General features: G+C 58.7%; 11 protein-coding genes. 7 read left to right on the top strand and 4 right to left on the bottom strand.

The window, feature by feature from the left end:
• The first annotated feature begins 80 nt into the window (after positions 1–80).
• From FHT73_RS02545 to FHT73_RS02525, 5 genes are all read left to right on the top strand, one after another.
• Complete coding sequence (locus FHT73_RS02545) at positions 81–1328, top strand: DUF3419 family protein (RefSeq protein ID WP_112605194.1); 1248 nt, start codon at positions 81–83, stop codon at positions 1326–1328.
• A 50-nt stretch (positions 1329–1378) separates the two neighbouring features.
• Positions 1379–1999 carry a class I SAM-dependent methyltransferase gene (locus FHT73_RS02540; protein ID WP_183710140.1) on the top strand — a complete coding sequence of 207 codons (621 nt, stop codon included), beginning with the start codon at positions 1379–1381 and terminating at the stop codon, positions 1997–1999.
• Positions 2000–2213: 214 nt separating this feature from the next.
• Entirely contained in the window at positions 2214–3005 is a 792-nt protein-coding gene (locus FHT73_RS02535; protein WP_112605188.1) for a GH25 family lysozyme, read from the top strand.
• 79 nt (positions 3006–3084) lie between these two features.
• The gene (locus FHT73_RS02530) at positions 3085–4329 is read left to right on the top strand and encodes a lytic murein transglycosylase (RefSeq protein WP_112605185.1); all 1245 of its coding nucleotides are present in this window, start codon (positions 3085–3087) and stop codon (positions 4327–4329) included.
• Between the two features lie 155 nt (positions 4330–4484).
• On the top strand, positions 4485–5411 hold the full coding sequence (locus FHT73_RS02525; RefSeq protein ID WP_183709654.1) for a DMT family transporter: 927 nt from the start codon (positions 4485–4487) through the stop codon (positions 5409–5411).
• Between the two features lie 415 nt (positions 5412–5826).
• Here FHT73_RS02525 and metF read toward each other — a convergent pair whose 3' ends face one another.
• The 4 genes from metF to FHT73_RS02505 form a co-directional block, all read right to left on the bottom strand.
• Complete coding sequence (gene metF / locus FHT73_RS02520; RefSeq protein ID WP_183709652.1) at positions 5827–6729, bottom strand: methylenetetrahydrofolate reductase [NAD(P)H]; 903 nt, start codon at positions 6727–6729, stop codon at positions 5827–5829.
• 1 nt (position 6730) lies between these two features.
• Positions 6731–7756, bottom strand: a complete 1026-nt coding sequence (locus tag FHT73_RS02515) for a metalloregulator ArsR/SmtB family transcription factor (RefSeq protein WP_183709650.1) — start codon at positions 7754–7756, stop codon at positions 6731–6733.
• Positions 7757–7947: 191 nt separating this feature from the next.
• Positions 7948–9597, bottom strand: coding sequence for an energy-dependent translational throttle protein EttA (gene ettA / locus FHT73_RS02510; RefSeq protein WP_112334452.1), 1650 nt, complete (start codon positions 9595–9597; stop codon positions 7948–7950).
• Between the two features lie 125 nt (positions 9598–9722).
• Positions 9723–10469 carry a ribonuclease gene (locus FHT73_RS02505; protein WP_112605173.1) on the bottom strand — a complete coding sequence of 249 codons (747 nt, stop codon included), beginning with the start codon at positions 10467–10469 and terminating at the stop codon, positions 9723–9725.
• A gap of 165 nt (positions 10470–10634) precedes the next feature.
• Here FHT73_RS02505 and FHT73_RS02500 point away from each other — a divergent pair, with 165 nt between their 5' ends.
• Positions 10635–11567, top strand: a complete 933-nt coding sequence (locus tag FHT73_RS02500) for an alpha/beta hydrolase (RefSeq protein WP_183709648.1) — start codon at positions 10635–10637, stop codon at positions 11565–11567.
• Between the two features lie 19 nt (positions 11568–11586).
• Complete coding sequence (locus tag FHT73_RS02495; RefSeq protein ID WP_183709646.1) at positions 11587–12546, top strand: DMT family transporter; 960 nt, start codon at positions 11587–11589, stop codon at positions 12544–12546.
• Positions 12547–12549 lie beyond the last annotated feature (3 nt).

Below are 12549 nucleotides of genomic sequence, written 5' to 3'. Positions count from 1 at the left end.
CTGCCAACAGCCCGCGTCATCAGACTGTAGCATTGCCGGGTTACACGCCCTGAAATTCACAAATCGGTGACAAGACTCAGATGACGGAATTCGCCCCGGATGCCGGTCTCCAAAAGAACCGGAAACTCAAGGACGCTCTGCTGCAGCACAAGGCACTGTCTAAGGCAGGCCTTTCCGAGCGCTTGTTCGGCATGTTGTTTTCCGGCCTTGTCTATCCGCAGATTTGGGAAGATCCGGATATCGATATGGAGGCGATGGAGCTGGAAGCGCATCATCGCATCGTCACCATCGGTTCGGGCGGCTGCAACATGCTCGCCTATCTCTCGCAAAATCCCGCATCCATCGATGTCGTCGATCTCAATCGCCACCACATCGCACTGAACAAGCTGAAGCTTGCTGCCTTCCGCCTGCTTCCCGGCCACGCGGACCTGGTGCGTTTCTTCGGAACGGCCAATTTTTCGGGCAATAGCCAGGCTTACGACCAGTTCATCGCGCCGCGCCTCGACACGGCAACGGCTGGCTACTGGGATGGTCGCGATCTCTATGGCCGCCGCCGCATCACGGTCTTCAACCGCAATATCTACAAGACCGGCCTTCTCGGCCGGTTTATCGGCGCTGCCCATATACTGGCGCGCCTGCACGGCGTTCGCCTCCAAAAGATGACTGAAGCCCGTACCATGCGCGAGCAGCGTCAGTTCTTCGAGGAAGAAATCGCTCCGATCTTCGACAAACCGGCGGTTCGCTGGCTGCTCGGTCGCAAGAGCTCGCTCTTTGGCCTCGGCATTCCGCCGCAGCAATATGACGAGCTTGCGAGCCTGGCGGGCGACGATTCCATTTCTGCCGTGCTGAAACACCGCCTCGAAAAGCTCGCCTGTCATTTTCCGATGCGCGACAATTACTTTGCCTGGCAGGCATTCTCTCGGCGCTACGCTGCCCAGCATCAAGGGCCTCTGCCCACCTATCTCAAGCCGGAGCACTACGCGGCGATCCGCGCCAATGCCGATCGTGTAAGCGTCCATCACGCCAATTTCACCGAGCTTCTCGCTTCGAAGCCGGCAGCTTCGCGCGATCGCTATATCCTCCTCGATGCGCAGGACTGGATGACCGACGAGCAGCTCAATGGCCTCTGGGCGGAGATCACCCGGACAGCGCGCGAAGGCGCCCGCGTCATCTTCCGCACGGCCGCCGAAAAGAGCATCATCGAAGGCCGCCTTTCTCAAGCGATCCGCGACCAGTGGATCTATTTCGAAGAGCGTTCGCAGGAACTCAATGTTCGTGATCGCTCGGCTATCTATGGCGGTTTCCACATCTACGGGAAAAAAGCGTGAGCCAGGCGGATACAGGCATAGAAACCAGCGCGAACAACCACGCCAAGCTGATGGACGGCATGTACCGTTATCAGCGTCACATCTATGACCTTACCCGCAAATATTACCTATTCGGCCGCGATCGCACGATCGAACAGCTGAATGTTCCCGTCGGCGGCTCGCTTCTGGAAGTGGGCTGCGGTACCGGCCGCAATATGCTGCTCGCCTATCGGCGCTTCCCTTCTGCCCGCCTTTATGGCCTCGATATCTCGCAGGAAATGCTGATCTCCGCCCGCAATAATTTCCGCGGCCTGAAACAGATGCCGGATTTTCGCGTCGCCGATGCCACCGCCTTCTCGCCCGACGATTTCGGCACCGAGGACTTCGACCGTGTCATGGTCTCCTACGCGCTGTCGATGATCCCCGACTGGAAAAATGCCATCGACGCATCGCTCGACGCAGTCGCACCGGGCGGCGAGCTCCACATCGTCGATTTCGGCCAGCAGGAAGGGTTGCCAGGCTGGTTCCGTGCCATGCTCAAAGGCTGGCTAAAGAAATTCCACGTCACTCCCCGCGCCGATCTTTTGACCGTGCTCGAAGAGAAGGCTGCAGTGCGGGGCATGTCGGTGAAAACCGAAAAGATCGGCCGTGGTTACGCCTGGCGGGCTGTAGCGACCCGGCTCGGCGCCTGAGCGGCGACAGATTCCAGCGCAAAATCCGGCCTCGGAAGGCGCCAAGCATAAGAATTTGCTTGAAGATAACGCATTTTTTACGTTGATATGGTGAATAAAGTGGCAAGATCGGCTGGAAGCAGTACGGTCTGCCGCTCTTTCGGATTCTCGGGGACCACATTACGGAAGCCAAATCTTGGGGCAGCAAGATCACTCGGGCCATAACAGGATATCTATGCGCCGGCTTCTGGCATGCCTACTGCCGCTCGCTCTTGCCTTGACTGGCTGCACAACGGGCTATGACGCCCTCTCGACGGCGGCCCTTCCCAAGACCAGATTTGCCGACACGAAACCGCAGGACTTCGGCCGCGATCATCCGCAGCGCCATCCCATCCATGGCATCGATATTTCCAAATGGCAGGGCGATATCGATTGGAAAGCCGTCAAGAGCTCCGGCGTCGCCTTTGTCTTCATCAAGGCGACGGAGGGCAAGGATCGGATCGATCCACGCTTCACCGAATATTGGAATGAAGCGAGCGCTGCCGAACTTCTGCATGCGCCCTATCATTTCTTCTATTTCTGCTCGACGGCCGACGAGCAGGCCGATTGGTTCATCCGCAACGTGCCGAAGGATGCCATGGCGCTTCCGCCCGTCGTGGATGTCGAATGGAACCCGGGCTCCCCCACTTGCAAGACCAGACCGGCTCCCGAAACGGTACGCAGCGAGATCAAGCGCTTTATGGATCGCCTGCAGGCCTATTACGGCAAACGCCCGATCATCTATACTTCGGTCGACTTTCACCGCGAAAATCTAGTCGGCTATTTCAAGGACTATCACTTCTGGGTTCGATCCGTCGCCAAGCATCCGAAAGAGACCTACGCAGACCGTAGCTGGGCCTTCTGGCAATATACCTCGACGGGCGTCATCCCCGGCATCAAAGGCCCGACGGATATCAATGTTTTTGCCGGTTCTGAACAAAATTGGCACAACTGGGTAGCAGCAGTAGAGAAGCAAGGAAATTCTTGAGACTGCAGCCAATTCTCTCTTGCTTATGTCACAATCTTCTGTGAAAGCGACCCTATTCTATCACTGGAAAGGATCGCTCATGGATCGTGACACCATTCGACGCGGCGCGCTTGCGTTGCTCCTCGCTTCAGCCATGACCGGTACGGCGTTGGCTCAAAGCGCAGCACCGGCTGCAGTGCCGCCCGCGAGCAGTGACGCCACTCCGAAGGTAGCCTGCGGCGGCGATCTCACCGCATTTCTGGCAGGCGTGAAGGCTGAGGCGATTGCCGATGGCGCAGATGCTGCCGCTGCCGACAAGACGCTCGCCGGCGCCCAGATTGACCAGAAGGTTCTTGCCATGGACCGCAGTCAGGGTGTCTTCCGCCAGACTTTCCTCGAATTCTCCCAGCGCACCGTAAGCCAGGGCCGTCTCGACATCGGCCGCCAGAAGATGAAGCAATATGCCGACGTCTTCGCCAAGGCCGAACAGGACTATGGCGTACCTCCCGGCGTCATCACCGCCTTCTGGGCGATGGAAACCGATTTCGGCGCCGTTCAGGGCAATTTCAACACCCGCAACGCGCTGGTCACTCTCTCGCACGATTGCCGCCGGCCGGACTTCTTCCGTCCGCGCCTGATCGCGCTGATCGAGCTCGTCCAACGCGGCGATGTCGACCCGGCAACGACGACGGGCGCATGGGCCGGCGAAATCGGCCAGACGCAGATGCTGCCGCCCGATATCATCGCTTATGGCACCGATGGCGATGGCGACGGTCATGTCAATCTGAAGACCAGCGCACCTGACGTCATTCTGACGACAGCACGATTCCTCCAGCATCTCGGCTTCCAGCGCGGCCAGCCCTGGCTGCAGGAGGTGACGGTTCCGGACAATCTTCCCTGGGAAAAATCCGGTATCGGCGGCACGCTGACTGCAGGCGATTGGTTCAAGCTCGGTGTCACGCCGCGAGACGGCAACACGAGCTTCGGCTCCCTGCCCGCCGCTCTCATCCTGCCGCAGGGTCGCAAGGGACCCGCCTTCCTGACCTATCCGAACTACAATACCTATCTCGGATGGAACCAGTCGTTCATCTACACGACCTCGGCCGCCTATTTCGCTACCCGCTTTGCCGGTGCTCCGCCCTATAACAAGGGCAACCCCGAGCCGGGCCTGAACGACGTCGACATGAAGGCGCTTCAGACCAAGCTTGTGGCCCGCGGTTATGATGTCGGCAAGATCGATGGCATTCTTGGCTCCGGCACGCGTGTCGCGATCCAGAAGGAACAGTTCCGCCTGGGCATGCCGGCCGACGGCTGGGCGACGACGGCGCTGCTCAACGCGCTCTGATTTTTCCATATACAGATCGAAAAGGCGGCTCCAGGCCGCCTTTTTTGTATCTGCTCTCCTCGCACTTGTGAGCATCTACAATTCCCAAACAGCAAGAAACGGGTGGAGAGCCTACCCTCTTCCGGTTTAGATGCCTCGAAAGAGGAGAGATGCCAATGAATGGCGAACATCGAATGAACGCCTCGACCTGGGGCCTGCTGCTGTTGCTCGGATTGATCTGGGGCGGTTCGTTCTTCTTCGCCCGTATCGCCGTTCACCACGTGCCGCCCTTCGCGCTCGTCTTTCTGCGTCTGTCGCTGGCGGCTGTGGCATTGCATCTCTATCTAGCCGGCCGCCTCAGCATTTATCATTCCCTGCGCCGTCATTGGCCGCAATTTCTGCTCCTGGGCTTAATCAACAATGCGATACCGCATACGCTGATCTTCTGCGGCCAGACGCAGATGGGTGCCGGGCTCGCATCCATCCTGAACGCGACGACGCCGATGTGGACCGTGTTGATCGGCAATCAGTTGACAACGGATGAGCGCCTGACATCGGCCAAGCTGGCTGGTTGCCTCACTGGACTCCTGGGAACCATCGTGTTGCTCGGACCGAGCGTTACCAGCGGTGGCTCGATACCCTTCTGGGCACTCCTATTGCCGATTCTCGCGGCAATCTCCTACGGATTTGCAGCGATTTATGCCAAACGCTTCAAAGGCATCGCGCCGCCGGTTGTAGCAGCGGGCCAGTTGACAGGCTCCTCGCTCATCATGCTGCCGGTCGCACTGATGATCGACCAGCCTTGGGCGCTTGCCACCCCGCCGGTAACGGCAATTGCCGCCATTCTTGGCCTCGCGCTGCTGTCGACCGCTTTTGCCTACATCCTCTATTTTCGTATCATCGAGCTTGCAGGCGCCACCAACACCTCCCTCGTCACTCTGCTCGTGCCGCCGAGCGCGCTATTGCTCGGCTTCCTCTTTCTCGGCGAGCGGATGGGGCCTACCGAAATCGCCGGCATGCTGCTCATCGCCGCAGGTCTGCTCGTCCTCGATGGGCGGCTTTTCGCATGGATGAAACGCGGCGTTAGGACGCGGGAAACATGATCTCCCGCTCCATTCGGATGGCCTGCAGTCACAACATATTAATATTTATTCACAGCCCGTCATCAAACCAGCAATCGACATTTATAACGTAATATCAAAATGTTGCCGAAAGCCCATGAATCACACCGCGAACTCGATACTGCGTCGCAGCATCGAATGTTCTTTCCAAGCAACACATTTTCGACATAACATTTAACAGCTGACTGAGGAGGAAGACATGGGATTAACACGATCCATCAACGTCCTAGTGGTCGGTGCGGCCTTCGTTTTCGTCGTGACGATGCTTTTCATCTGACGGCTTCAGGGAAATTCGCACACGACCAAACTCCGATAAGTTAACAAAACCCCTGCTCTATTAGAAAAGCGCATGCCCGCCCGGACATGCGCTTTTTATCGTCACGCTTCGCAAAGCGGTTTAGGCAGCAGCGCCAGCCTGAGAAGCCATCTTGCGCTGGAGACCGAGCCGCTCAAGCACGGCGGAAACAAGCGGCGAACGGTTCATCGTATAGATGTGAAACTCGTGAATGCCACGGCGCACGAGATCCTGTATCTGTTCGGCGGCGACATCCGCTGCGACCTTGGCGCGCTCCTCGACATCCTCATCCAAACCATCGAAACGCTCGTCGAGCCAGGTTGGAATAGTCGTGCCACAGGCGCTGGCGAAGCGCTTGAGTTGCGTCAGGTTCTGGATCGGCATGATCCCCGGCACGACGGGAATCTTGATGCCGGCGGCGTGAACGCGATCATGATAACGCTCGAAGGCGTCATTATCGAAGAAGAACTGCGTCAAGGCTCGGTTAGCACCGTTCTCTGCCTTGCGCTTCAGCATGTCGATATCGGCTGCCGTATCGCGGCTTTCCGGATGCTTTTCGGGATAGGCGGAAACGGAAATGTCGAAATCGCCGCGCTCCCGCAAAGCGCCAACCAGTTCCGCGGCATTGGCATAACCGCCCGGATGCGGTTTATAGGCCGAACCGACACCACCCGGCGGATCGCCGCGCAACGCGACAAAACGGCGAACACCCGTAGCCAGGAACTCGTCGATCACACGATGCGTATCTTCGCGCGTAGCGCCGACGCAGGTCAGATGCGATGCGGTCGTGAACGGCGTCTCGTGGATCATCTTTCGCACGGCGGAAAGCGTCGGCGCCTTGGTCGAGCCGCCCGCTCCATAGGTCACAGAAACGAATTCAGGGTCCCAATCGCTGAGTTCCTCGACGGTGTTCCACAGCTGCTGCTCGGCCTCTTCCGACTTGGGCGGAAAAAACTCGAAGGAGATGCGGATACCCGCATTATGGCTTTCTGATCTCGAAGACATGTCAAACTCTCCCGGCAAGAATGGGGGATGACTGGTGGCCCTGGTCGGACGCAATCAGCAACCGCGGGTCGCGCGCCAGCCAGATGGTGACGGTCAGCGCCTGTCCGCCTTCCCTCCCCGAATGAAGATCCTGCACGCGCTCCACATCTAGCCCCGCCAGTTTCAGCCAATCCGACATGGCCTGATGCGAGAAACCGAGGCGCAGATGCGCATGCTCGTCACGCAGATATTCAAGCCCGTGCGGCGCGAGGTCGATGATGACAAGCCGGCCGCCGGGTCGCAGCATTCGTGCGGCCTCATTGATCGCAACCTCCGGCTGATCAAGGAAATGCAGCACCTGGTGGATGGTGATGAGATCAAAATCCTGCTGCTCGAGCGGCAGGTTGAAAATATCGCCATGCCGCACGGAGGCGCTTGTGATGTTGGCCCGGTCGAGATTGGCGCGAGCGACCGCCAGCATGTCACGGCTGGCATCGATGCCGATGGCGCGGCGGTAATGCCCGGTCAGAAGCTGCAGCATCCGGCCCGTGCCGGTGCCGAGATCCAGGAAGGAGTCGATTGGTTGCGGGCCGATCAGGTCGATCAGCGCCTTGTCGACATCCTCGTCGGCGACATGGAGACGACGCAGTTCATCCCACTCGGCGGCATTGCGGCTGAAATAGGCCTGGGCGCGTTCGGCCCGGATACGCTTCACGGAAGCAAGACGTTCCCCGTCACGCAGCAGCACCGTATCCTTTTCGGCGGTATGGCGCAGGAGGCTGCGGGCCAGCGTCACGGCCTTGCCCTCCTGCTTCAGCCGGAAGTAAGCCCAGGCGCCTTCCTGATAACGATCAATCAGTCCGGCTTCGCCGAGCAGCTTCAAATGCCGGGAAATGCGCGGCTGCGACTGGCCAAGGATTTCGGTAAGATCGGTCACCGTGAGATCGCCGGCAGCGAGAAGCGCGAGAAGACGCAGCCTCGTCGGCTCTCCGACCGCCTTCAACACGTCCACTACGTCATCCAAGCCGAGTTTAACCAGATCTGTCATTCCGCACCCAATCAAGATATAAAGATATCTTTATGTGATTTGGGTTTTCTTGGCAAGAGCCAATCGGCTAGCCAAGGGAGTTCGACGTCGGAAATCCATTAGTTTCCGGCGAAAACAGAATATCTAGGGCGATTGCTACATAAACGAAAACCCCGGACAAGCCGGGGTTTTCAAGGAGCCAAACCGGGAGCTCAGCGTGTCAGGCGCTTATGCGCCTGGCTGCCCGGATTAAGGGCATCGGGGCCGAGACGGCGAATCTTGTCCTGCTCGTAATCTTCGAAATTGCCTTCGAACCATTCGACATGGCCTTCGCCTTCAAAGGCCAAGATGTGCGTGGCCAGGCGGTCGAGGAACATGCGATCGTGGCTAATGATGATGGCGCAGCCGGCGAAGTTTTCAAGCGCGCTTTCCAGCGCGCCCAGCGTTTCCGTATCCAGGTCGTTGGTTGGTTCGTCGAGCAGAAGCACGTTGCCGCCAGCCTTCAACATCTTGGCCAGATGAACGCGGTTGCGCTGACCGCCAGAGAGATTGCCGACCTTCTGCTGCTGGTCGCCGCCCTTGAAGTTAAAGGCGCCGCAATAGGCGCGCGAGTTCATGTCGAACTTGCCGAGCTTGATGACTTCGGCGCCGCCGGAGATTTCCTCCCATACCGTCTTATTGCCGTCAAGCGCGTCGCGGCTCTGGTCGACATAGCTGAGATGCACCGTCTCGCCGATGCGAACCGTGCCGGCATCCGGCTTTTCCTGCCCGGTGATCATCTTGAACAGGGTCGTCTTGCCGGCGCCGTTCGGGCCAATGATGCCAACGATGCCGCCGGGCGGCAGCTTGATCGACAGATCGTTGATCAGCGTGCGGCCTTCGAAGCCCTTGGTGATGCCCTCCATCTCGATCACCACCTGGCCGAGACGCTCGCTGACCGGAATGATGATCTGCGCATCACCGGGACGCTGATTTTCGGCAGCATCGACCAGCTGTTCGTAAGCGTTGATACGCGCCTTGGACTTGGCCTGGCGGGCCTTGGGGCTGGAGGCAATCCATTCCTGTTCGCGGCTGATCGCCTTCTGGCGGCCAGCTTCTTCGCGGGCTTCCTGCTGCATGCGCTTGGCCTTAGCCCGCAGATAGGCGGAATAGTTGCCTTCGTAAGGAATGCCACGACCGCGGTCGAGTTCGAGAATCCAGCCGGTAACATTGTCGAGGAAGTAGCGGTCGTGGGTGATCATCATCACGGCGCCCGGATAGTCGCGCAGGTGCTTTTCCAGCCAGGCAATGGTCTCAGCGTCGAGATGGTTGGTCGGTTCGTCGAGCAGCAGCAGGTCTGGCTGCGAGAGAAGCAGACGACACAGCGCGATACGGCGGCGCTCACCGCCTGAAAGGCTGGTGACTTCGGCATCGCGCGGCGGGCAGCACAAGGCTTCCATCGCCATCTCCACCTGGCTTTCCAGATCCCAGAGGTTCTGGCTGTCGATGATATCCTGGAGCTTGGCGCCCTCTTCCGCCGTCTCGTCGGAATAGTTCATCATCAATTCGTTGTAGCGATTGAGGATTTCGGTTTTCTTGGCAACGCCTTCCATGACGTTTTCGAAAACCGTCTTGTTGGGATCGAGCTGAGGCTCCTGCGCCAGGTAGCCGATGGTGGCGCCTTCGGCCAGCCAGGCTTCGCCGGTATATTCCTTGTCGAGGCCGGCCATGATGCGCAGCACGGTCGACTTACCTGCACCATTCGGGCCGAGAATACCGATCTTGGCATCGGGGTAGAATGATAGATGGATATTCTCGAGAATCTTCTTGGCGCCATAGGACTTATTCAGACCGGCCATATGATAAATGAACTGACGTGCCATAGCTTGGGTTGCTCCACGGGCGAATAGCGTTGCGATTTGTGCCGCTATGTAGGCGAAACCCCGCCCTCGGGCAACGGCGAAACCTTGTCCGAGGGCATTATCCGCGTCAGAAAGGCCGTATTTTCTCAGAAACCGGCCGCGTCCACCACACCCCGATCACAGCCGAAGGAGGTGCTGCCGGCCCCCTGGATCAGTTTGGCGAGCCGCGGCTCACTGCCCTGCTGGGGATCGATCGCATCTTCGGAGAGACCGATGGTCAGCTCCGAAATCATTCGGACATCACCGACGCGGCGGCAGCTCATCTTGATGCGCGCATTGGCGCCCTCGCCGAAGCTCTGATCAAAGGCCGCCTTGATGCTTTCGGCATCCAGCTCTTTGCCGATATTCTGCGCGAAAAGATCCCGCACGGCAGACGTATTGAGTTCGGCGATCAGGCCAGCGGCGATGGAGAAATATTGATCGGCGCTGAGCTTCGTGCAGGTGCCGTGCTTGATCCATTCATGCCGCTCCAGGCCGGATTGAGTGCCTGGCATTGCCTTGTCCAGCTTCGCCTTCACGTCTTGGGAAAGCTGCACGGCAGGCAGATCCTTCCAGTCGCGACCACGATCCGCCTGCTTCAGATCCTCGGAAACATCGCAATATTCCTGCCGCATCGGCCAGAGGCCATGCAGAGAAAAATTCGTGGCATCATGATTGTTCGACGACTGGTTCCGGCACTCCACCTTTTTCTGGTTCGTCTGACAAAATGCCGGCTCCCAGCTCGCCGCCAGGATAAAGCGCGTCCGTCCGCGGCTATGTTCCTGAGCCATGGCGCTCGCCGCCGTTCCGACCGAAAGAAGTACAACTGCAAATACTCGAAGCCACTGCTTCATTCCTGCCTCCAACTAGAACATTATGGGAACAAATAAGCAGTTTGAGCGAGCAGGCGCAATCCTGAATCACGGCGCTCGGAAAGATTTATTTCTGTGAGCTTTACCACCTATCCATTGCAATCGAGCGGAGGATAACCTTTCGTCTAACTGGGGAGGAGCCAATATATGTTCGCCGAGACGCAGCGCCTGAAAAGTCAGACAGGCGCAACCCTCGCCTATCATCATTTGCCGGCGGCAACCGATGCTCGCGGCATCCTGCTGATATCGCACGGTCTCGCCGAGCATTCCCGCCGATACGAGGCCTTCGCGGATGCGATGGCGGGCCGAGGCTTTCATGTCTATGCTCACGATCATCGCGGCCATGGCGAGACGATGGCCCCCGATGCACCCATCGGCCGCTTTGCCCGGAGAAATGGTGTCGAGCAGGTGATCGCCGATGTGCTCGCCATGCGCGAGCTTGCCGCAAGCTCCCATCCTGGTCTGCCGATCATCCTGTTCGGGCATTCCATGGGCGGGTTGATTAGCCTGAATACTGTGGTCACGCATCCAGCCAAGTTCGATGCCGTCACCGTCTGGAATTCCAATTTCAATCCGGGCCTTGCCGGCCGCGCCGCCCAACTCATCCTCAAAACGGAGCGCATGTTCAAGGGATCGGACGTTCCGAGTGGACCGCTGCCGAAACTGACCTTCGACACCTGGGGTAAATCGATCGCCAACCGCCGCACCGATTTCGACTGGCTCTCGCGCATTCCCGAGCAGGTGGACAAATATATAGCCGATCCGCTTTGCGGCTTCGACGCATCCGTCTCGCTCTGGCTGGACCTGTTCGAACTCACTTTCCGCGCGCCACAGAAGGCACATCTCGATCGTCTCCGACGTGACATGCCGATCCATCTCGTCGGCGGTGGCAAGGATCCCGCGACCGACGGTGCGAAAGCGATTTCCTGGTTGGCAAAGCATTTGGAAAAAGCCGGATTCTCTCGTATCACCACCGAAATCTATCCCGACATGCGGCACGAGACTCTCAACGAAATCGGTGCCGAGGAAGCCATTTCCAACTTCGCCGACTGGTGCAAGAGGGTAGCGGCAAACAACTGATTCTCATGGGAATTCCACAATGAACACCTCCAGCGGCTCCTCGGCGCGATTGCAGCAGTCGGAGCTGACCTTCGGTTTGGTGACGATGTTTCTCTCCGTCGTCCTCTCGCCAGTCATGGATATCTTCTCCAAGCTCGCGGCGACCACGATTCCGCCGGGCGAAGTGACCGCCGCCCGCTTCATCTTCCAGGCTCTTTTTGCGCTCCCCATGATGGCAATGCGCGGGAAATGGGGCGTGTGGGGTTGGCGACGCAGCGGCGTCCATGCCATCCGTGCCACCGTGCTCACGCTGTCCATGGTGTCGTTCGTGACCACGCTGCAGGTGATGGAAGTGGCCGATGCCATTGCCATCTTCTTCGTCGAGCCGATGATACTCACCATCCTCAGCAGCGTCTTCCTGAAGGAAACCATCGGCTGGCGGCGTTATACCGCCTGTGCCGTCGGCTTTTTCGGCGCGATGCTGATCATCCAGCCAAGCTTTCAGGAAGTCGGCTTTTTCGCCTTGCTTCCTATCGTCACCGCGTTTTGCGTCGCCGTCTACGTCATGATCACGCGCGTGGTCTCCCATAGCGAGGACGCATGGTCGATGCAGTTCCAGACGGCTTTATGGGGGACCGGCATCAGTGTGGTCCTGCTTGCCATCGGTCGAACGACGGGATCTACAATCCTCGATCCGGTCATTCCGGATCTGACGGCCATGCTCTATCTGCTCGGTGTCGGGGCCACCGCGGCAGCGGCGGGTATCCTCACGGTATATGCCTATCGCGCCGTGCCGGCCTCGACACTTGCGCCGCTGCAGTATTTCGAGATCGTTTCCGCCACGATCTTCGGCTGGCTCGTCTTCGACAATTTCCCGGATGCGATCAAATGGCTCGGCATCCTCATCATCACCGGCTCCGGCCTCTACATTCTCTGGCGCGAGCGGCGCTTTGCTTCCAAGCCCGTATCCGATACATCTGAAACTGCATTCACGCCGTAAGCG

This window comes from Rhizobium sp. BK098, assembly GCF_014193155.1.
In the GTDB taxonomy this organism is placed as follows: Bacteria; Pseudomonadota; Alphaproteobacteria; order Rhizobiales; family Rhizobiaceae; genus Rhizobium.
The sequence above is the reverse complement of the archived record's forward strand: the minus strand, read 5'-3'. Positions and strand labels throughout refer to the sequence as shown.